This window comes from Saccharothrix variisporea, assembly GCF_003634995.1.
GTDB lineage: Bacteria > Actinomycetota > Actinomycetes > Mycobacteriales > Pseudonocardiaceae > Actinosynnema > Actinosynnema variisporeum.
The window spans coordinates 1,239,386-1,262,752 of record NZ_RBXR01000001.1 but is presented as its reverse complement, the minus strand read 5'-3'; the positions used below and the strand labels follow the sequence as shown (position 1 = coordinate 1,262,752).

Here is a 23,367-nt window from a genome sequence, read left to right as displayed (position 1 = left end):
GTGTCGAAGAGCGTCGAGGACGTTCTCCCGCTCACCCCGCTCCAGCAGGGCATGGTCTTCCACGCCCTGCTCGGCGACCGGACCGACGTCTACACGGTGCAGACCGTGCTGCGGTTGGCCGGTCCGGTGGACGCCGAACGGCTCCACCGGGCCGTTTCCGCCCTGGTGGCGCGGCACGCGGTGCTGCGCGTCGCGTTCCGCACCCAGGCGTCGGGCCAGTTCGTGCAGGTCGTGCGGCGCGCGGTCGAGGTGCCGTGGCGGGTGGTCGAGCCGGCCGACTTCCAGGCCTTCCTGGACCAGGAGCGGGCGGAGCCGTTCGACCTGGGCCGTCCGCCGCTGGTCCGGTTCACGTTGGTGCGCAACGGTTCCGAGCAGGCGCTGGTGATCTCGTCCCACCACCTGCTGTGGGACGGCTGGTCGGCCCCGGTGCTGGTGCGCGAGCTGTTCGCCTTGTACGACAACGAGTCCCTGCCCCCGGTGCGCCCGTTCCGGGACTACCTGGCGTGGCTGTCCAAACAGGACACCGCTGCGGCATCCGCCGCGTGGTCGTCGGCCCTGGCGGACCTCGACGGCCCTTGTCTGGTCGGCTCTTCGGCCTCGCCGGGCCGGCCCCACCGCACCGAGCGCACCCTGTCCCGGGAGCTCACCGCGAACCTGACCCGGGTCGCCCGTGAGCACGGCCTGACCCTGAACTCCGTGGTGCAGTCGGCGTGGGCGCTGGTCCTGGCGTCCCTGACCGGCCGTGACGACGTCGTCTTCGGCGCCACGGTGTCCGGTCGGCACCCGGACGTGCCGGGCGTGGACACCATGGTCGGCCTGCTGATCAACACCGTGCCCGCGCGCGTCCGCCTCCGTCCTTCGGAAACCCTGGCGGCGTTGGCCACGCGCGTGCAGGAAGAGCAGTCCCGCCTGCTCGACCACCAGCACCTCGGTCTGGCCGACATCCAGCGGGCCGCCGGCCAGTCGCCGCTGTTCGACACGCTCCTGGTCTTCGAGAGCTACCCCGGCACGGACCTGGCTCCGCCGCTGGCGGATGTCGAGGTGCGCGACGCGACCCACTACCCCTTGGCGCTCCTGGTCGTTCCCGGCGACTCCCTGGTTCTGCGCTTGGACCACGACCCGTCCCGCTTCGCCTCCTCGGCACCGGTCTTCGAGCGGCTCCAGGCCGTCCTGACCCGTTTCGCCACCACGCCCACGCTCCCCGTGGCCCACCTGGACCTCCTCACGGCGGCCGAGCGCGAGCAGGTGGTCGTTTCCTGCAACGCGACGACCCACCCCGTCCCGTCCACGACTCTCACGGAGTTGTTGGCAGCACAGGCTTCCCGCACGCCGGACGCCCCGGCCGTGGTCTTCGAGGGTGCCACCCTCACCTACTCCCAGCTGCACGACCGTGCCGACGCTCTCGCCGGCCTTCTCGCCGGCCGGGGTGTGGGTCCCGGGCACGTCGTGGGCGTGCGCCTGGACCGTTCGCTGGACCTGGTCGTGGCCCTGCTGGCGGTGCTCCGCGCCGGCGCGGCCTACCTGCCGCTGGACCCGTCGTACCCGGCCGACCGCCTGGCGATGATGATCGAGGACGCCCGTCCGACAGTGGTCTTGGACCCGGGCTTGCACCTGTCCGGCGATCCCGCCGACCCGCGCCCGCCGACCCCGTCCGATGCGGCGTACGTCATCTACACGTCCGGTTCCACGGGCCGCCCCAAGGGTGTCGTCGTGGAGCACCGCGCGATCGTCAACCGACTGTTGTGGATGCAGGCCGAGTACGGTCTCGGTGCTGACGACCGGGTCCTCCAGAAGACCCCGTCGAGCTTCGACGTGTCGGTGTGGGAGTTCTTCTGGTCCCTGATCACCGGCGCGACTCTGGTCGTCGCCAAGCCCGAGGGGCACAAGGACCCGGCCTACCTGGCCGACCTCATCGAACGCGAACGCGTGACCACCGTCCACTTCGTACCGTCGATGCTGCGGGCTTTCGTCGACTCGGGCGCACGCCCGACCACCCTGCGCCGCGTGATCTGCAGCGGCGAGGCCCTGCCCACGGACATCGCCACCACCCTGCCGCACACCCACAACCTGTACGGCCCCACAGAGGCCGCGGTGGACGTGACCTACTGGCCGGTCGCGGAGTCGGCGGGTTCAGGCACGGTCCCCATCGGCCGCCCGGTCTGGAACACCCGGGTCTACGTCCTGGACCGCCACCTGCGCCCGGTGCCCGCGGGTACTCCCGGCGAGCTGTACCTGGCCGGCGCGCAGTTGGCCCGCGGCTACCTGAACCGCCCGTCCCTGACCGCAAGCCGTTTCGTGGCGAACCCGTTCACACCGGGCGAGCGCCTCTACCGGACCGGCGACATCGTCCGCTGGGCGGATGGGGCCTTGGAGTACCTGGGCCGTTCCGACGACCAGGTGAAGCTCCGGGGCTTCCGGGTGGAACTCGGCGAGGTCGAAGCCGCCCTCGGCGCCCTGCCGGGCGTGTCGGCCGCCGCCGCCACCGTCCTGACCGACCGCCAACAGTTGGTCGGCTATGTGGTTCCCGCCGGCTCCTCCCCGGTGGACGCGGCGGCGGTGCGGCGTTCGGTCGCGCAGTCGTTGCCCGAGCAGGTGGTGCCCTCGGCCATCGTCGTGCTGGACGCCCTGCCGCTGACCCCCAGCGGCAAGCTCGACCGCAAGGCCCTGCCCGAGCCGCAGGTCACCGAAGCCTCGACCGCGGCACCCCGCGACCCGCGCGAGGAGATCCTGGCCGAGCTGTTCGCCGACGTCCTCGGCCTCGACCGGGTCGGCCGTGACGACGACTTCTTCGCCCTCGGCGGCCACTCGCTGCTGGCCACCCGCCTGGTCAGCCGCATCCGCCGCACCCTCGGCGTCGACGTCCGGATCCGCGCGGTGTTCGACGCGCCGACCGTCGCCCGCCTGGCCCGACAACTGGAGGGCACGACCACCCGACCCGCGCTGCACCCCCAGCCGCGCCCGGCCACCGTGCCGCTCTCGCCGGCCCAGCGCAGCCTGTGGTTCCTCTACGAGCTAGAAGGCCCGGACCCCGCGTACAACATCCCGCTGGCCGCGCACCTGACCGGACCGTTGGACGCGGACGCCCTCGACGCGGCGCTGACGGACGTCGTCACGCGCCACGAGTCGCTGCGGACCCTGCTCAGCGCGGAGGGACAGCACGTCCAGCCGCCGCACGACGTCCGTTGCGCGCGGGTTTCCGGTCGCGACGTGGACGAGTTCGTCGCGGAGGCCGCGCGGCGACCGTTCCGGCTGGACCGGGAGATCCCCATCCGGGCGTCGCTGCTCGCAGTCGGCCCCGAGGAGCACGAACTGGTCCTGGTGGTGCACCACTCCGCCGCCGACGAGTGGTCCGCCCGTCCGTTGCTGCGCGACCTGTCCACCGCTTACGCCGCTCGCCGGGCGAACCGGGCCCCGGAGTGGACGCCGTTGCCGGTCCAGTACGCGGACTACGCCCTGTGGCGGCAGGAGATCCCGGTCGAGGACCAGCGGGAGTACTGGGTCCGGCGGCTGGAGGGCGTGCCCGAGGAACTCCCGCTCCCGACCGACCGGCCCCGTCCGCAGCGCCCGACCCGTGCGGCGGGCAGCGTGACCGTCGCGTTCCCGGACGGTCTCGCCGACCGGGTGCGGGCGCTGGCGCGCAAGCTGGGCGTGACGGAACTGATGATCGGCCAGGCCGCGACCGCCGTCCTGCTGTCGGCTCTGGGTGCGGGCGAGGACATCCCGCTGGGCACGCCCGTCGCGGGCCGCACCGACGCCGCGCTGGACGACCTGGTGGGGTTCTTCGTCAATACGATCGTTCTCCGTACGATCGTTTCCGGGACGATCACTTTCCGCGAGCTGCTGGCCCAGGTCCGGGACACCGACCTGGACGCGTTCTCCCACCAGGACCTGCCGTTCGAGCGGGTGGTCGAGGCAGTGGCCCCGCCGCGCGCGCCCGGACGGCACCCGCTGTTCCAGGTGATGGTGTCGCAGCGGGACGTCACCGCGACCGACTTGAGCCTGGAGGGGTTGTCGGTCCGGCCGCTGGACGCGGGCGTGACCGGGGCGAAGTTCGACCTGGCCTTCCACTTCGGACCGGACGACTGCCAGATCACCTACGCGGCCGACCTGTTCGACCAGCCGACCGTCGACCGTTGGGCGCGCAGGCTCTGCCGGATGGTGGCGGCGATGGTCGACGCCCCGGACCGTCCGGTGGGTCTCGTGGACCTGCTGGACGAGGAGGAACGCGCGCAACTGGCGTCGTTCAACGACACGGCGGAAGACCGACCCGTCACCACGCTGACCGCGATGGTCGAGGAGCAGGTGGCGCGCACGCCGGACGCTCCCGCGGTCGAGTTCCACGACGAGCGGCTGACCTACGCCGAGCTCGACGCGCTCGCCGACGCGCTGGCCGATCGGCTGGTCGCGGTCGGGGTGGGGCCGGAGCGGACCGTGGGGATGCACTGGGAGCGGTCGCTGGAGCTCGTCGTCGGGCTGGTGGCGGTGGAGAAGGCCGGTGGTGCTTTCGTGCCGCTGGAACCTTCGTGGCCGGCGCGGCGGATCGCGGAGGTCGCGGCGAGTGCCGGGCTGACGGCCGTGCTGAGCGGGGCCGGGCACGACGGGGCGGTGCGTGACCTGGGGATTCCGGTGGTGCACGTGGAGCTGGGCGGCCTCCGGCCCCCGTCTCCATTGTCCCACGGGGCACCGACAATGTCGGTGGGTGTCGAGGGGAAGGATGCGGCGGACTCCGGTGAGTCGGAGGTCGCGGCCGGTGTGGCGGGCGCTGGGGGTGCGGCGGGTGCGGCGGGCGCTGGGGGTGCGGCGAACGCGGCGGGTGCGGCTGGTGGTCGTGCGGGTGTTGAGCCGGAGGGGTTGGCGTACGTCATCTACACCTCCGGGTCCACGGGGGCGCCCAAGGGGGCGATGATCCGGCATCGGGCCATCGCGCACCGGTTGTCGTGGCAGCGGGAGATGTTGGGGTTCGGGCCTGGGGACGCTGCGCTCTTCAAGGCGCCGCTCGGGTTCGACATCTCGATCAACGAGGTGTTCCTCCCGCTGGTCACCGGCGGCAAGGTGGTCATCGCCGAACCCGGTGGCGAGCGGGACATCGAGTACATGCTCGGGCTGGTCGAGAAGCACCGGGTGACGTTCACCTACCTGCCCTCCTCGATCCTCGACCTCCTCGTCCAGGTGCCCGGCTTCGCGGAGCGCGCTCGCTCGTTGAAGCACGTCTGGTGCGGCGGTGAGGTCCTCACGCCCGAGTTGTTCCAGCGGTTCCGGGCGTTGAGCCCCGCCGTCATGTACCACGGGTACGGGCCCGCCGAAGCGACGATCGGGGTCAGTCACGTCGTCTACCGGGAGCCCGACGCGATGCGCCGGGCGGTGTCGATCGGGCGGCCCAACGGGAACACGCGGCTCTACGTCCTGGACCGCCACCTGCGGCAGGTGCCGGTGGACGTGCCGGGCGAGCTGTACGCGGGTGGCGTGTACCTCGGGCGCGGGTACATCAACGACCCCCGGCGCACGGCGGACCACTTCGTCGCCGATCCGTTCGGGCCGCCCGGGGAGCGGCTCTACCGGACCGGGGACCTCGCGCGGTGGCGGGCAGACGGGACGTTGGAGTTCCTGGGGCGCGCGGACAACCAGATCAAGATCCGCGGCATGCGGGTCGAGCTGGAGGAGATCGAAGCGGTCCTGGAGCAGCACGGCGGGGTGCGGCGGGCCGTGGTGTTGGTGCGGGACAAGAAGTTGGTCGGGTACTGCCTCGGGGCCGAGGTGCAGGGGCTCGGGGACTGGCTGCGCACGCGGTTGCCCGACCACATGGTGCCGCAGCGGTTCGTGTTCCTCGACGAGTTCCCGCTGCTGCCCTCGGGCAAGGTCGACCGCAAGGCACTGCCCGAACCCGCGCCGGAACGGACAAGCGGCGGTCGGGACGCCGAGACGGAGGCGGAGAAGCTCCTGTGCGCGCTGATGGCCGAGGTGCTGCGGGTGCCGAAGGTGTCGCCGGAGGACAACTTCTTCACCCTCGGCGGCGACAGCATCCAGTCCATCCAGTTCGTCGGCAAGGCGCGCGCGGCGGGTCTGCGGATCTCGCCGCGGCAGGTGTTCGAGTTCCAGAACGCCGCCGCGCTGGCGCGTGCCGTGGGGGAACCGCCCGCACCGCACGACGAGGACCGCGCGCTGGGCGTGGGCGAGGTGCCGCTGACGCCGATCATGCGGTGGTGGGCGGAGTCCGGCGACCCGCGCATGGCCCAGGCGGCGCTGCTGCGGGTGCCGCCGGCGTCCGGTCCGCGGGTGTTCGAGGAGGCCGTGCAGGCGCTGCTCGACCACCACGACCTGCTGCGCGCACACCTGGTGGACGACGCGCTCCACGTGCCACCCGCCGGTTCCGTGACCGCCGACGTCACCCACGTGCGGGTGGACGACGTGGAGCGGGCCGTGCGCGCGGAGTACGAGCGGGCGGTGGCCGAGCTGGACCCGGCGGCGGGGAGGCTGCTGCGCGCGGTGTGGTTCGACCTGGGGGAGAGCACCCCCGGGCGTCTGCTGCTCGTGCTGCACCACCTCGCCGTGGACGGCGTGTCCTGGCGCATCCTCGCGGCGGACCTGGAGCAGGCCTTCACCGCGCGGCGGGAGGGGAACCCGGCGAAGCTCGACCCGGTCCCGACCTCCTTCCGCTGGTGGGCCCGCAACCTGCCGACGCCGAGCGACGACGAGGCCGCCTGGTGGGCGAACGCCCTCAAGGCGCCGGAATTGTCGTACCCCGGTGGGACACGGGAAACCGGGGGCCGCAGGCCGGCGCCGACCGCGGCCAGGCGAACCGTCGAGATCGCCGGCGAGCAGGCGAAGGCGTTGTTGCGCGAGGTGCCGGCGGCGTTCCGGACCGGCACGCAAGAGGTGTTGCTGGCGGCCCTGGCGATCGCGCTCGGCAAGCCCGAGACGGTCGCCCTCGAAGGGCACGGGCGCGAGGAGCACCTGGTGCCCGGCGCGGACCTGTCCCGCACGGTCGGCTGGTTCACCACCGTCTACCCGGTCCGGCTCGCCCCCGCGGCCACCCCGGGTGACACCCTCAAGCAGGTCAAGGAAACCCTCCGCGCGATCCCGAACAACGGCATCGGCTACGGCCTGCTCGACAACCGCTCCCCGGACCCGGAGATCGGCTTCAACTACCTCGGCCGCTTCGACGTGGGCACCGCGGACGCCTTCTGGGTCCCGGCACCCGAGAAGCTGCCCGAGCCGACCACCCAGCACCGGCCGCTGGAGTTGGACGTCGTCACCGAGGACCACCCGGACGGCCCGGTCGTCAAGGCCACCTGGTCCTCCACCGGACAGCTACCGCACGACCTGATCACCCAGTGGCAAGGGGCGTTGGCCGCGCTGGTCGCCGAGACCAGGTCCGGCGTGTCCGGTCTGACGCCGTCGGACGTCCCGCTGGTGGCGCTCCGGCAGAACCAACTCGACAAGATCGCAGCGAAATGGCGGAAGAAGTGACCGACCCCACCGGCGACCCGATCGAGGACGTGCTGCCGCTGTCCCCGTTGCAGCAGGGCATGCTGTTCCACGCGGTGTACGACGAGTCCGCCGACGACGTCTACACGGTCCAGTTCGTGCTGGGCCTGACCGGTGACGTCGACCCGGACCGCCTGCGCGCCGCCGCCCAAGCGCTGCTGCGACGGCACCCCAACCTGCGTGCCGCGTTCGTGCACGAGGACGTGGACGAGCCGGTGCAGGTCGTGCTGCGCGACGTCGAGTTGCCGTGGGCCTCGCTCGAGCTGACCGAGGACGAGTTCGCCGACTTCCTCGCCCAGGACCGACGGGAGAAGTTCCAGCTGGACGACCCGCCGCTGCTGCGCATGACCCTGGTCAGGCTGGCACACGACGAGTACCGGCTGGTGCTGAGCAACCACCACGTCCTGCTCGACGGCTGGTCGCTGCCCCTCCTGGTCGGCGACCTGCTCGCCCTCTACCGGGGCACCCCGCCACCCCCGCCGCGCCCCTTCCGCGACTACCTGGTCTGGCTGGCCGGCCGCGACCGGGACACCTCCGTCAAGGCCTGGGAACAAGCGCTGGGCGACCTCGAAGGCCCCACCCTGCTCGCTCCCACCGCGCCGAAATCCCCCACCCGCCCGGACAAGCTCCGCCTGGACCTGCCGCAGGACCTCTCCGAGCGCCTCTACGCCCGCGCCCGCGAGCACGGCCTGACCGTGAACACGGTCGTCCAGGGCCTGTGGGGACTGCTGCTGGCCCGCCTGACCAACCGCGACGACGTCGTGTTCGGCGCGACGGTCTCCGGCCGGCCCGCGGACCTGCCCGGCGTGGAGGGCATGGTCGGCCTGTTCATCAACACCGTCCCGGTCCGCGTCCGGGTCGGAGGCACCCTGCTGGACGTGCTCAAGGGCGTCCAGGACGAGCAGGGCAGCCTGATCGAGCACCAGTACCTGGGCCTGACCGACGTCCAACGCGCGGTCGGCCACGGTGACCTGTTCGACACGCTCGTGGTCTTCGAGAGCTACCCCGTCGACCGGGACGCCGTCGCGGCGGCCGAACGGGAAGCGGGTCTCGCGATCAGCCGGGTCGAGGTCGAGGACTCCACGCACTACCCGCTCACCCTCGCCGTCGCGGCCGAGGAGCGGCTGTCGGTGGTGTTCGAGCACCGCCCGGACGTGTTCCCGCAGGCCTGGGCGCGAGCGGTCGCGGGCTGGTTCCGCCGCGCCGCCGAAGCCTTCGCCGCCGACCCCGCCACCCCCGTTACCCGCCTGGACCTGCTGAGCGACGAGGAGACCGCCGACCTGCGCCGCTACGGCACGGGCAAGGCGCTCGACGTGCCCGCCGCGACCCTGCCGGAGGTGCTGGCCGAGCAGGCCCGCCGCACGCCCGACGCGCTCGCCGTCGTCGCCGGCGACACGCGACTGACCTTCGCCGAGCTGAACACCCTCGCCAACCGGGTCGCCCGGGTCCTGATCGCGCAAGGCGCCGGGCCGGAGCGGGTCGTGGCGCTGAAGATGCCCGCCGGACCGGACATGCTGGTCGCGCTCGCGGCGGTGTTCAAGGCCGGTGCCGCCTACCTGCCGGTGGACCCGGAGTGGCCGGCGGAGCGCATCGACTTCATGCTCGCCGACGCCGACCCAGCGATCGTGTTGACGGAACTGCCCGACGTCACCGGCGTCCCGGGCGACGACCTGCCGACCGCCCCGCACCCGGAGCACCCCGCCTACGTCATCTACACCTCCGGCTCGACGGGCACGCCCAAGGCCGTCGTCGTGCCGCACCGGTCGATCCGCAACCTGCTGGTCAGCCACCGCACCGACCTGTTCGACCCTGCTCAAGCCCGGCTGGGCCGCCCGCTGCGCGTGGCGCACGCGTGGCCGATGGCGTTCGACGCGTCCTGGCAGCCGATGCTGTGGATGTTCGCCGGGCACGAGCTGCACCTGGTGCCCGCCGACGTGCGGCGCGACGCCGACCTGCTGCGCGCGTTCCTGCGCGACCACGGCATCGAGTTCGTGGAGCTCTCGCCGTCCCTGCTGGCCCAGGTCGCGTCCGAACCCGGCTGGCGCGGCGGGCTGAAGGTGCTGGGCGTGGGCGGTGAGGCGGTGCCGCCGTCGCTGTGGCGGTCGCTGCGCGCAGAGCCCGACCTGGCGGTGTGGAACCTCTACGGGCCGACGGAGTGCACGGTCGACTCGGCGGCGTGCGACTTCGACCGGACCGAGAACCCGTGCATCGGCTCGCCGGTCGGCAACGCGCAGGCCTACGTGCTGGACCGGCACCTGCGGCCGTGCCCGGTGGGCGTCGAGGGCGAGCTGTACCTGGCGGGGGAGGGTCTGGCGCGCGGTTACCTCAACCGGCCGGGCACCACGGCGGAGCGGTTCGTCGCCGACCCGTTCGGCCCGCCCGGCACCCGCATGTACCGGACCGGGGACGTGGCCCGGTGGAACGCCGAGGGCCTGATCGAGCTGCTGGGCCGGGTGGACGACCAGGTCAAGATCCGCGGGTTCCGCATCGAGCCCGGTGAGGTCGAGGCCGTGCTGCTGCGCGACCCGCGCGTGGAGCGGGCGGTCGTGGTGCCGCGCGAGGACGTGCCCGGGGTGAAGCGGCTGGTCGCCTACGTCGTGGCGAGCGGCACGGACGGCCTGCGCGAGCGGGTCGCCGCCGCACTGCCCGAGCACATGGTGCCCGCCGCGGTCGTGGCCGTCGACCGGTTCCCGTTGACCCGCAACGACAAGCTCGACGTCAAGGCCCTGCCCGCCCCCGACTACACCGCCACCACGTCCCGACCGCCGGCCACCGACCGCGAACGCCGGATCGCCGCCCTGGTCGCCGAGGTGCTGGGGTTGCCCGAGGTCGGCGCGGACGACAGCTTCTTCGCCCTCGGCGGCGACAGCATCGTGTCCATGCGACTGGTCAGCAAGGCCCGCGGCGAGGGCTTGTCGTTCAGCCCGAAGGACGTCTTCGAGCACCGCACGGTCGCGGGCCTGGCCCGGGTGGCACGCGAGGACGTCCAGATCGGCGAGTCCGACGCCGGGATCGGCGAGGTCCCGCTGACCCCGATGCTGCACTGGCTCAACGACAACGCCCCCTACGACCGGCTCTCCCAGGCCCGGCTGCTGTGCACGCCACCGGAGCTGACCCGGGACCGGCTGGTGGACATGGTCGCGGCCCTGCTCGACCGGCACGACGTGCTGCGGGCCACCTTCGACGGCACCTTCACCGTCCGCCCGCGCGGCGCGGTGGACGCGGCGGCGTGCGTCCGCCGGATCGACGCCGAGGAGCTGGAGCACGCCGAGGTCGCCGAGATGCTGCCGGCCGTCCTGGAGGACGAGCTGGCCGGGCTGCGGCCCGCGACCGGCGAGATGGTCCGGTTCGTGTGGTTCGACGCCGGACCCACCCGCACCGGCCGCCTGCTCGTCCTCCTGCACCACCTGGTCGTGGACGGCGCGTCCTGGGGCGTGCTGGTGCCGGAGCTGGCCGACCTGTGGGCCGGGCGCGAGCTGCCGCCGGTCGGCACGTCGTTCCGCGAGTGGGCGTCGGGCCTGGTCGAGGCGGCGCGCGCGAAGACCGCGGAACTGCCGCTGTGGCGGGACGTCCTGTCCGGCCCGGACCCCGTGCTGGGCACGCGCCGGCTCGACCCCGCGGTGGACACCCGCGCCACCATGCGCGCCACCCGCACGTTCCTCGACGCCGACACCACCGCCGCGCTGCTGACCACAGTGCCCGCGCGGCACGGCGTCACCGTGGACGACGTCCTGCTCGCCGGCCTCGCGCACGCCGTGTCCCGGTGGCGCGGCACCGCAGACACCTCGCTCCTGCTGGCCCTGGAAGGCCACGGCCGTGAGGAAGCGGTCGTGCCCGGAGCGGACCTGTCCGGCACGGTCGGCTGGTTCACCAGCGTGTTCCCGGTCCGCGTGGACCCGGGGAACCTGACCGCGAACGTCCACAAGGGACTCCTGCGGGTCAACGAGCAGCTCGCCCTGCCCGACAAGGGCATCGGCCACGGCCTCCTGCGCTACCTCAACCCCGACACCGCCGCCGAGCTGGCCGCGCTGCCCGAGCCGCAGGTCGAGTTCAACTACCTCGGCCGGCTCACCCTCGGCGAGCGCGACGGCGAACCGTGGTCCGGCGCGCCCGAGGTGGGCGCGATGGGCGGCGGCGTGGACGACGCCATGCCCGCCCCGTACTGCCTGGTGCTCAACGCGCTGGTGCGCGGCGGCGTGCTCGAAGCGGACTGGCAGTGGCCGGCCGCCCTGTTCGACGAAACCCGGATCCAGCAGCTGTCGCGCGAGTGGTTCGCCGCGCTGACGCTGATCGCGAAGGAGACCCCTGGTGAGTGACCTGGCCGCCCGCAAGCGCGAACTGCTGCGCCGACGGCTGGCGCAGGCCGGTCTGGCGAGCACGACGCAGATCCCCAAGCGGACCTCCGACGACGACCTGCCGCTGTCCTACGCCCAGTCCCGCATGTGGTTCCTCCAGCAGATCGCGCCGCACAGCCCCGCCTACAACGTGTGCCTGGCGATCGAACTGCGCGGTGCGTTGGACACCGCCGCCCTGCACCGCTCGTTCCAGCGGCTGGTCGAGCGGCACGAGATCCTGCGCACCCGCTACACCGCCGGCGACGACGGCGAGCCCCGCCAGGTGGTCGACCCGTACGCCGTGGTCACCATGCCCGAGTCCGACCTGCGCGGCCTGGCACCCGAGGAGCGGGAGCGGACGGTGCGCAAGGTGGCGCGCGCGGAGTCCGGGTACGTGTTCGACCTGCGCCGCGACCACCCGCTGCGGCTGCGCCTGCTGCGCCGCGCCGACGACGACCACGTGCTCGTGCTGACCGTGCACCACATCGCGTGGGACGGCTTCACCTTCAACACCCTGTCCCGCGACCTGTCCGCGCTCTACCGCGAGGACACCACCGGACAGCCCTCCGGCCTGGAGCCGCTGCCCGTGCAGTACGCGGACTTCGCGGTGTGGCAGCGCAACACGTTCACCGACGAGCGCCTGGCCCGCGACCTCGACCACTGGCGGCGGGCACTGGACCCGATGCCGGAGCCCCTGCCCCTCGCGACCGACGTGCCCCGCCCGGTCCTGCGCTCGGACCGCGGCGACCGCCGTTTCCGCACCTTCGACCCTGCCGTGACGGACGGGATCGGGTCGTTCGCCCAGGCCCGGGGCGTCACGCCGTTCATGGTCGTGTTCGCGGCTTATGCGGCGCTGCTGGGCCGGTACACGGGCGCGGTGGACGTGCCGATCGGGTCGGCGTCGATGAACCGCGACGCCGGCGAGGTCGAACGGCTCATCGGCAACTTCGGCAACACCTTGGTGCTGCGCGCCGACCTGTCCGACGACCCGACCTTCGCCGAGCTCGTGGCACGCGTCCAGCGGGTGTGCACGGAGGGGTACGCCCACCAGGACCTGCCCTTCGACCTGCTCGTGGAACGCCTGCGCCCGCCGCGCGTGCCGGGCCGGTCGGTGCTGTTCGACGTCATGCTGCTGTTCCTGACCCAGGGCTTGCAGGGGTTCCAGCTGCCCGGGGTGGAGGCGAGCTGGGAGACCGTGCACAACGACACCACCCAGTTCGACCTGGCGCTGGAGGCGTTCCTGACCGACGGCCGGATGCGCGTCGAGGCGACCTACTCGACGGAGCTGTTCACGGCGTCCACGGTGGACCGCTTCCTGGCCCACCTGGAGCGCCTGCTGGCGGCGGGCTTGGCCGGTCCTGAGCGGCGGTTGAGCGACCTGGACTTCTTGGAGGCGGACGAACGCGCCGAACTCACCGGTGCGGTGGTCGAGGTCCCCGAGACGACCTTGGCTGAGCTGCTGTCCGCGCAGGCCTCGCGCACTCCCGATGCGGTGGCGGTGGTGTTCGAGGGCGCTTCCCTGACTTATGCCGAGCTGGATGCGCGTGCTGCTGAGCTGGCCGGTCGGTTGGCGGCGCGGGGTGTGGGTCCGGGGCATGTGGTGGGCGTGCGGATGGATCGTTCGCTCGACCTGGTGGTGGCTCTGCTGGGTGTGGTGAAGGCGGGTGCGGCCTACTTGCCTCTGGACCCGTCTTACCCGGCTGATCGGCTGGCGATGATGGTGGAGGACGCCCGGCCGACCGTGGTGCTGGAACCGGGTCTGCTGGATGGCGAGTCTGCCGAGGTTCGGCCGCCGGGTCCGGGTGATGCGGCGTATGTCATCTACACCTCGGGTTCGACTGGTCGTCCGAAGGGTGTGGTGGTCGAGCATCGGGCGATCGTGAACCGATTGCTGTGGATGCAGGCTGAGTACGGGTTGACCACCAGCGACCGTGTCTTGCAGAAGACGCCGTCGAGTTTCGACGTGGCGGTGTGGGAGTTCTTCTGGCCGTTGGTCACCGGTGCGACGCTGGTGGTCGCCAAGCCCGAGGGGCACAAGGACCCGGCTTACCTGGCTGAGTTGATTGCGCGTGAGCGGGTGACGACGGTGCATTTCGTGCCGTCGATGTTGAGGGCTTTCGTGGAGTCGGGTGCCCGGCCGGAAACCTTGCGGCGGGTGATCTGCAGTGGCGAAGCCCTGCCGTCCGACCTGGGACGTGCCCTCCCGCACACCCACAACCTCTACGGCCCCACCGAAGCCGCCGTGGACGTGACGTACTGGCCGGTGACGGAAGGCGCGGGCCAGGGCACGGTCCCCATCGGGCGGCCGGTGTGGAACACGCGGCTCTACGTGCTGGACCGGTTCCTCAAGCCGGTCGGGCCGGGTGTGGCGGGGGAGTTGTACCTGGGTGGTGTGCAGCTCGCGCGCGGCTACCTGAACCGGCCGGGTCTGACGGCGTCGCGGTTCGTGGCCAGTCCGTTCGAGCCCGGTGAACGCCTCTACCGGACCGGTGACCTGGTGCGCTGGACCGGGGACGCGCTGGAGTACCTGGGCCGCACCGACGACCAGGTCAAGCTGCGCGGGTTCCGCATCGAACTGGGCGAAGTCGAAGCCGCCCTGACCGCCCTGCCCGGCGTTCGCGCGGCAGCGGCGACCGTTCACACCGACCGGCAGCAACTCCTCGCCTACGTCGTGGCGGAAAATGTCGTTGGCACCTGGGACAATGGAGACGGGGGCCGGAGGCCGGCGCTCGACACGTCCGCGCTGAGGCAAGAGCTGGCGACCAAGCTGCCCGAGCAGCTCGTGCCCTCGACCATCGTCGTGCTCGACGCCCTCCCGCTCACCCCCAGCGGCAAGCTCGACCGCAAGGCCCTGCCCGAACCCGAGCCGACCGCGACCACCACCGCCCACGAAGAACCCCGGACCCGCGCCGAACGCACCCTCGCCGCCCTGTTCGCCGAACTGCTCGGCGTCGACCGCGTCGGCCGCCACGACGACTTCTTCGCCCTCGGCGGCCACTCCCTGCTCGCCACCCGCCTGGTCGGCCGCGTCCGCGCGGACCTCGGCGTCGACCTGGCCATCGGCGAGGTCTTCGACACCCCCACGGTCGCCGGCCTCGCCACCCTCCTCGACGGCGGCGGTCGCAAGCGCCCCGCCCTCACCCCGGTGCCACGCCCGCGCCGCACGCCGCTGTCGTCGGCCCAGCAGCGCCTGTGGTTCCTCTACCGCCTGGAAGGCCCGAGCCCGACCTACAACGTCCCGTTCGCCGTCCGCATCGACGGCCGCCTCGACGTGGACGCGCTGAACCTCGCCCTCGCCGACGTGGTCCGCCGCCACGAGGTGCTGCGCACGGTGTACCCGGAGTTCGAGGGCAAGCCGTACCAGCAGGCCCTCGACGTCCTGCCGACCCTCGTCCTGGACACCGGCGACCCGCGCGACGCCGCCGCCCGCGCGTTCGATCTCGACCGCGAACCCCCGTTCGAGGCCCGGCTGTACCGGGTCGGCGACCACCACGTCCTGTCCCTGCTCACCCACCACATCGCCAGCGACGGCTGGTCCGCCGAACGCCTGATCGCCGACCTCACCACCGCCTACACCGAACGCGAACGCGGCCGGACCCCCGACTGGGCCCCGCTGCCCGTCCAGTACGCGGACTACGCGCTGTGGCAGCGGGACCTGCTCGGCGGCCTCGCGGCCGACCAGCTCGCCCACTGGACCCGGGTGCTGGCCGACCTGCCCGACGAGATCACCCTCCCGACCGACCGCCCCCGTCCCGCCGAGGCGACCTACGCCGGTGACGCCGTGCCGTTCCGGATCTCGCCGCGCACCCACCGGGCACTGGCCGAGTTGGCGCGCCAGTCCGGCGGCACGGTGTTCATGGCCGTGCAGGCGGCGGTGGCGGCGCTGCTGAACCTGCTGGGCGCGGGCGAGGACGTGCCGATCGGCGCCCCGGTCGCCGGCCGCACGGACCCCGCGCTGGACGGCCTGGTCGGGTTCTTCGTCAACAACCTGGTGCTGCGCAACGACGTCAGCGGCGACCCCACCTACCGGCAGCTGCTGGACCGGGTGCGGCGCACCGACCTGGACGCCTTCGCCCACCAGGACCTGCCGTTCGAACGGCTGGTGGAGGCGCTCAACCCGGCCCGGTCGCTGGGCAGGCACCCGCTGTTCCAGGTGATGCTCGCGTTCAACCAGGCCCCGGCCGGCCCGGTGCCCTTCGGTGCGGCGTCGCTGCGGGAGCAGCACGTCGACTTCTACACCGCCCGCCTGGACCTGTCGTTCCACCTGTTCGAGCACGGCGGCGACGGCGGCCTGGACGGCTGGCTGGTCTACGCGGAGGACCTGTTTGACCGGTCCACTGTGGACGGTGTGGTGGCGCGGTTCGTGCGCTTGCTGGACGACCTGGTCGCCGCGCCGGACCGCCCGCTCTCCCGGGTGTCGGCGCTCCTGCCCGGCGAACGCCCCGAGCTGACCGGCGCGGTGGTCCAGGTCCCCGAGACGACCCTGGCGGAACTGCTCACCACCAAGGCCGCACGCACTCCCGATGCGGTGGCGGTGGTGTTCGAGGGCACTTCCCTGACTTATGCCGAGCTGGACGCACGTGCTGCTGAGCTGGCCGGTCGGTTGGCGGCGCGGGGTGTGGGTCCGGGGCATGTGGTGGGCGTGCGGATGGATCGTTCGCTCGAGTTGGTGGTGGCGCTGCTGGGCGTGCTGAAGGCGGGTGCGGCTTATCTGCCTCTGGACCCGTCTTACCCGGCTGATCGTCTGGCGATGATGGTCGAGGACGCGCGGCCCACGGTGGTGTTGGAACCGGGTCTGTTGGATGGTGAGGTGGCTGAGGTTCGGCCGCCGGGTGCGGGTGATGCGGCGTATGTCATTTACACCTCGGGTTCGACGGGTCGTCCGAAGGGTGTGGTGGTCGAGCATCGGGCGATCGTGAACCGGTTGTTGTGGATGCAGGCTGAGTACGGGCTGACGTCCGAGGATCGGGTGCTTCAGAAGACGCCGTCGAGTTTTGACGTGTCGGTGTGGGAGTTCTTCTGGCCGTTGGTCACGGGTGCGACGCTGGTGGTGGCGAAGCCGGAGGGTCACAAGGACCCGGTGTACTTGGCCGAGTTGATCGGGCGTGAGCGGGTGACGACGGTGCATTTCGTGCCGTCGATGTTGAGGGCTTTCGTGGAGTCGGGCGCGCGGCCGGAAAGCCTGCGGCGAGTGATCTGCAGCGGTGAAGCTCTCCCGGCGGACATCGCGCACGCCCTCCCGCACACCCACAACCTCTACGGCCCCACGGAAGCCGCCGTGGACGTCACCCACTGGCCGGTGTCGGAGGGGACGAGCCACACCGTCCCGATCGGCCGCCCGGTGTGGAACACGCAGCTCTACGTCCTGGACCGCGCCCTGCGTCCGGTGCCGCCGGGTGTGGCGGGGGAGCTGTACCTGGGTGGTGTGCAGTTGGCGCGCGGCTACCTGAACCGGCCGGGTCTGACGGCGTCCCGATTCGTGGCCAGTCCGTTCCAGCCCGGTGAACGCCTCTACCGGACCGGTGACCTGGTGCGCCGGACGGGGGACGCGCTGGAGTACCTGGGCCGCACCGACGACCAGGTCAAGCTGCGCGGGTTCCGCATCGAACTGGGCGAGGTCGAGGCCGCCGTGAGCGCGCTCGACGGGGTCCGGCAGGCGGCCGTGGTGGTGCGGGACGACCGGCTCGTCGCCTACGTCGTCGGCCGGACCGACGTCACGGAGGAGCTGGCCCGCACGCTGCCCGAGCACATGGTCCCGGCGGCGGTGGTCGCACTCCCGGAACTCCCGCTGACCCCGAGCGGCAAGCTGGACCGCAAGGCCCTGCCCGCGCCGGACTTCGCGGCGCTGACCGGCCACGCGGAGCCGAGCACCGAGCGCGAAGCCGCGCTGTGCTCGTTGTTCGCCGAAGTGCTGGGCCTGCCGCAGGTCGGCGCGCAGGACAGCTTCTTCGCGCTGGGCGGCGACAGCATCCTGTCCGTGCAGCTGGTCAGCCGCGCCCGCAAGGCCGGCGTGGTGATCACGCCCCGGCAGGTGTTCGAGCACCGCACCCCCGCCGCGCTGGCAGCGCTCGCCTCGGCGGCCGTGGTCGCCGCCGACGACCCGGTGGGCCGGGTCGAACCGACGCCGATCATGCGGTGGACCAAGGGCGGCCTGAGCCAGGCGATGCTGCTGGTGGCGCCCGAAGGGCTCACCGACGACGGCCTGGCCCGCACGATCCAGGCGGTGCTGGACCGGCACGACGTGCTCCGCGCCCGCTGGGACGGCAGCACGCTGGTCGTGCCCGAGGAGTCCTTCGACGCCGAGGAGATCATTCGAAGGGCCGAGCGCGGGCTGGAGGAAGAACTGCTCGCCGCCCGCGACCGGCTCACGCCCGACCGGCTGGTCCAGGTGGTGTGGTTCGCGCCGGACCGGGTGCTGGTCGTCGCCGACCACCTGGTGGTGGACGGCGTCTCCTGGCGCGTCCTCACCGACGACCTCGCCGACGCCTGGGCGGGCCGGCCGCTGACCCGCACCGGCACGTCCTTCCGCCGCTGGGCCGAGCTGCTGGCCGCCCAGGACCGGGGTGGCGAGACGGGGCTGTGGCGGGACGTCCTCGACGGCGCGGACCCCGTGCTCACCCGCGGCGGCGGGCACGTCACCGCGTTCTCGGTGCCGCTGCCGGACGGCGCGGAGCAGGCGGGGGTGCGGGAGCTGCTGTTGGCGGCGTTCGCGCAGGCGTTGGAGTCGTGGCGCGGGCGTGGCGGTGACGTGGTGGTGGCCGTGGAAGGGCACGGGCGCGAGGAGCACATCGCGCCCGGTGTCGACTTGTCGGCCACGGTCGGCTGGTTCACCACGATCTTCCCGGTGCGGCTGCGGCCCGGTATGCGGCTGCGGGACGTGAAGGACCAGCTGGAGTCGTTGCCCGACAACGGCATCGGCTACGGCCTGGTCCGCCCGCTCGCGGGCCTGCGCGAGCCGACGATCGTGGTCAACTACCACGGCCGGCTGCGCCAGGGCGACGGGTCGCCGTGGACGCCCGCGCCCGAGGTGCCGATGCTGCGCGTGCCGCCGGAGGTCGAGCACTGGGCGTTGGAGGTCAACGCCGTCGTCATCGGCGACGAGCTGCGGGTGGAGGTGGTCGGGGCCGACGAGCCCGGCCTGGTCGGGTCGTTCCGCACCGCGCTGGCCGGCAGCGCGCCGACCACGCGCGACACGGCCCTGGTGGACGTTTCCGAAGAAGAGATCGACGAGTTCGAAGTGGAGCTGGGCACGTGGTGAGTCAGCAGCCGACAGCGGGCGAACTTCTGCGCGAGGTCACCGACCTGTTGGGCCCCGAGGCCGCGGGCCTGTCCGAGCAGGACAGCCTGATCGAGTGGGGCCTGGACTCCATCCAGCTCATGCAGGTGGCGAACAAGTGGCGGCGGCGCGGCATCAAGGTGCCGTTCGCGCTGCTGGCCAAGCGCCCGACGCTGGCGGGCTGGCGGGAGATCCTCGCCGAGGCGGCCGGGGTCGCGCCCGAACCGGAGGTCCGGGTCGAGGTGGACGAGGACGCGCCGTTCCCGCTGGCCCTCATGCAGCACGCGTACTGGATCGGCCGCGACGAGGAAGCCGCGCTCGGGTCCGTCGCCGCCCACCTCTACGTCGAGTTCGACGGCCCCGACCTCGACCCGGACCGGCTCGCGGCGGCCGTGCGCAAGCTGGTGGCCCGGCACGGGATGCTGCGCGCCGAGTTCGGCGACGACGGCCGCCAGCGCATCCTCCCCGAACGCCGCCAGGAGCCCGTGGTCCTGCACGACCTGCGTTCGGCCGCGGACGGCGTGGTGGCGGCGCGGTTGGAGGAGTTGCGGGACGCTTCCTCGCACGCCCGGCTGGACGTGGCGGGTGGGGAGGTGTTCAAGATCCAGCTCTCCCGCCTGCCCGGCGGGAAGGCGCGGCTGCACGTGGACGTCGACATGCTCGCGGCGGACGCTTTGAGCTACCGCGTGCTGCTGGCGGACCTGGCTCGGTTCTACGACGAGCCGTCGTATGAGCCGGCGCCGATCGCTTACAGCTACCCGCGTTACCTGGCCGAACGCGAGGTCACCAAGGCGGACGAGCGGGCACGGGCTCGGGAGTGGTGGCAGCACCGGATCCCCGAGCTGCCGACCGCGCCCGACCTGCCGCTGGTCGACTCGGCGTCCTCGCGCGTGACCCGCCGCCACCACTGGCTGGCCCCGGAGGACCGCAAGCGCCTGGCCGCCCGCGCCCACGAGCACGGCGTCACCCCCGCGATGGCGGTGGCCACCGCGTTCGCCGAGACGCTGTCGGCGTGGAGCGCGCAGCCCCGGTTCCTGATGAACCTGCCCATGTTCGACCGGCAGAGCACCCACCCGGACGTGGACCAGCTGGTCGGTGACTTCACCTCCTCCGTGCTGCTGGAGGTGGACCTGTCGGAGGGAGCGGCCTTCGCCGAGCACGCCAAGGCGTTGCAGGCGCGGATGCACGAGGACGCCGCCCACTCGGCGTACTCGGGCGTGGAGGTGCTGCGCGACCTGTCCCGCCACCACGGCGAGCAGGTGCTGGCACCGGTCGTGTTCACCAGCGCGTTGAACCTGGGCGAGCTGTTCGACGCGCGGGTGCGGCGGTGCTTCGGCGAGGCGGTGTGGATCATCTCGCAGGGACCGCAGGTGCTGCTGGACGCGCAGGTCACCGAGGTGGACGAAGGCCTGCTGATCAACTGGGACGTGCGGGAGGGCGCGTTCCCCGAGGGCGTGGTGGACGCGATGTTCGCCGCGTTCCGGGACCTCGTCACCGGGCTGGGGCAGCGCGAGGAGGCGTGGTCGCGGCCGGTGGGGAACGTGCTGCCGGCGGCGCAGCTCGAGGTCCGGGCTCGGGTCAACGCGACCGAGGGGCCGCGGAGCGGGAGGCTGGTGCAGGACGGGTTCTTCGCGCGGGCCGCGGAGACGCCGGACGCGCCGGCCTTGCTGTGGGGGCGGGACGGGGTGGAGACCTACGGCTCGTTGGCTGACCGTGCGCTGCGGGTCGCGGCTTCCTTGCGGGACAAGGGGGTTGGCGTTGGTGACCTGGTCGGGGTGAGCCTGCCCAAGGGGCCGGACCAGATCGCCGCGGTGCTGGGCGTGCTGGCGGCCGGGGCGGGGTACGTGCCGATCGGGGTGGACCAGCCGGCGGCGCGGGTCGAGCGGATCCGGCGCATCGCCGGGCTTTCGCACGTGGTGACTGATGTGTCCGGTGCGGCTGAAGCGTTGGCGGAGCCGGTGCGCGCAGGCGAAGAGGACGTGGCTTATGTGTTGTTCACGTCCGGGTCCACGGGTGAGCCCAAGGGTGTGGAGGTGCCGCACCGCGCGGCCGTGAACACGATCGACGACCTGAACGAGCGGTTCGGGATCGGTCCGGGGGACCGGTGCCTCGCGGTGTCGGCGCTGGAGTTCGACCTGTCGGTGTACGACGTGTTCGGGCTGCTGGCGGCGGGTGGCGCGGTCGTGCTGGTGGAGGAGGGCGACCGGAAGGACGCCCGGCAGTGGGTCGAGCTGGTGGCGGGTCGCGGGGTCACGTTGGTCAACTGCGTGCCGGCGTTGCTGGACATGCTGCTCGTCGCGGCTCGGCCCGGGGAGCTGTCCGGGCTGCGGACCGTTCTTCTGGGTGGCGACTGGGTCGGGACCGACCTGCCGGGGCGGGTGCGCGCGCAGTCGCCGTCGTGCCGGTTCGTGGGGCTGGGCGGCACGACCGAGACCGCCATCCACTCGACGGTGTGCGAGGTTTCCGAGGTGCCGCCGCACTGGAAGTCGGTCCCGTACGGCACGCCGTTGCGGAACGTCGCCCTGCGGGTGGTCGACGTGCGGGGGCGGGACTGCCCGGACTGGGTCACCGGCGAGCTGTGGATCGGTGGTTCGGGCGTGGCCCACGGGTACCGGGCCGATCCCGAGCGGACGGCGGACCGGTTCGTCGGGTTCGACGGGCTGCGGTGGTACCGGACCGGGGACCTGGCGCGGTACTGGCCGGACGGGACGGTCGAGTTCCTCGGGCGTCGCGACCACCAGGTGAAGGTGCGCGGGATGCGCATCGAGCTGGGTGAGGTCGAGGCGGCGTTGGCCGAGTACCCGGGCGTGCGTCGTGGTGTGGCGGGGGTGGCCGGGTCGCAGCTGGTGGCGGCTGTCGCCGGTGAGGTGGACGGGGAGGAGGTGCGAGCTTTCGTGCGCACCTTGCTGCCGCCGCACATGGTGCCCGTTCGGGTGGTCGTGCTCGACCAGATGCCGTTGACGGGCAACGGGAAGGTCGATCGCAAGGCGGTCGCGGGGGCTTGGCAGGCCGAGGTCGACGCCTATGTGGCACCGGTGACGCCGTTGGAGCGGGTGCTGGCGAAGGTGTGGGCCGAGGTGCTGGGCGTCGAGCGGGTGGGGGTGGACGACCCGTTCTTCGCGCTGGGTGGTGACTCCGTGCTGGCGACCATGATCGTGGGGCGGGTGCGGGAGGCGTTGGACACGTCCGAGGTGACTGTGCGGACGTTGTTCGGGGCGTTGACGGTGGGGGCCATGGCGGCGCGGATGGTGGCCGAGGAGTCCGTGCCGGGGCGGTTGGCGCAGGTCGCGGAGATCTTCCTGGAGGTTGACGCGTTGAGTGCTGAGGATCTGGAGGCTGAGTTGTAGGGGAAGAGCTGAAAGCGAGAGGCGAAAAGCGGAAAGCGAAGAGCCAAAAGCGGACGCTCGCCGCTGGGCAGGCCCCCGGGGGTGGAAGGGCGTCGGTTTCTTCCCCCCGTACGGCCTGCCGGAGGCAACCACCCTTGGCCCGTTTCCACAACCGGAAAAGCTGGTTGCAGAAACGGACCAAGCGCGGTTGGGCTTCGCCCAGGCCGTACGGGGGGAAGAAACCGAGGCCCTTCCTCTGGGCTCGGCAGCCCAGGGCGCGCCTGCGGCGCGGGGTGGGTGCGGCCCGGCGGTGGGGCCCGGCGGTGGGGCGCGGGGGTGGGCGCGGTGGGTGTTGTGGTGGGTGTTGTGGTGGGTCAGCAGTCGACGACTACCTCGCTGTTGGGGCAGGAGTCGGGTTGGGGGCCGCCGTCGGCGCGGTCCTGGGTGGTGTGGGGGCCGCCGTCGAGGGTGTCGGGGCCGGTTTCGCCTCGCATGTCGTCGTTGCCGGGGCCGCCCAGGACGGTGTCTTCGCCGTCGCCGGCCCGGACGTTGTCGTTGCCGTAGCCGCCGATGACGGTGTCGTTGCCGATGCCGGAGTCGACGTTGTCGTCGCCGTCCTGGGCGTAGATGAGGTCGTCGCCGGGGCCGCCGTAGATGACGTCGTCGCCGTCGAGGCCGCAGATGACGTCGTTGCCCTGGGCTCCGTAGATGACGTCGGGGAACGGGGTGCCCTCGATGACGTCGGGCAGGTTGGTGCCGGTGGTGGCCACGCCCGGTTGGGCGAAGATGGTGGGCACCAAGCCGCCGCACAACTGGGCCCACGGGGGCGGGTTGTCGTCCGCCGTGGCGGTGGCGGTGGTGGCCAGGGTGCTCAGGGCCATCGCGGCGGTGAGCGCGGCCAGTCTGGTTCGGGTGTTCATGACGGGGTCCTCCCTTGTGCGGCCTG

The 23,367-nt window shown here is 72.5% G+C and carries 4 protein-coding genes and 1 pseudogene; 4 read left to right on the top strand and 1 reads right to left on the bottom strand.

The genetic code is table 11. The annotated features are described in order from the left end of the window. The 4 genes and pseudogenes from DFJ66_RS05485 (at window position 1) to DFJ66_RS05470 (ending at window position 22,442) form a co-directional block, all read left to right on the top strand. On the top strand, window positions 1-7,467 hold the full coding sequence (locus DFJ66_RS05485; protein ID WP_121218547.1) for a non-ribosomal peptide synthetase: 7,467 nt from the start codon (window positions 1-3) through the stop codon (window positions 7,465-7,467). A 20-nt stretch (window positions 7,468-7,487) separates the two neighbouring features. Further along, window positions 7,488-11,801, top strand: a pseudogene (locus DFJ66_RS05480) (amino acid adenylation domain-containing protein); the annotation flags it as partial. Further along, window positions 11,794-19,077 carry a non-ribosomal peptide synthetase gene (locus DFJ66_RS05475; protein ID WP_121218543.1) on the top strand — a complete coding sequence of 2,428 codons (7,284 nt, stop codon included), beginning with the start codon at window positions 11,794-11,796 and terminating at the stop codon, window positions 19,075-19,077. The pseudogene DFJ66_RS05480 and the gene DFJ66_RS05475, both read left to right, overlap by 8 nt. Next, window positions 19,071-22,442: a non-ribosomal peptide synthetase gene (locus DFJ66_RS05470; RefSeq protein WP_121218541.1), complete on the top strand. Its 3,372-nt coding sequence runs from the start codon at window positions 19,071-19,073 to the stop codon at window positions 22,440-22,442. Before DFJ66_RS05475 ends, DFJ66_RS05470 begins: the two co-directional genes overlap by 7 nt. Window positions 22,443-22,795: 353 nt before the next feature. On the opposite strand, the gene DFJ66_RS05465 is transcribed toward DFJ66_RS05470, so the two are convergent. Continuing rightward, window positions 22,796-23,341, bottom strand: a complete 546-nt coding sequence (locus tag DFJ66_RS05465; protein WP_121218538.1) for a calcium-binding protein — start codon at window positions 23,339-23,341, stop codon at window positions 22,796-22,798. Window positions 23,342-23,367 lie beyond the last annotated feature (26 nt).

What these genes read in the sequence shown, in the direction of transcription:
- DFJ66_RS05465 (WP_121218538.1), bottom strand. Translation starts at nt 23,341, where the DNA reads ATGAACACCCGAACCAGACTGGCCGCGCTCACCGCCGCGATGGCCCTG.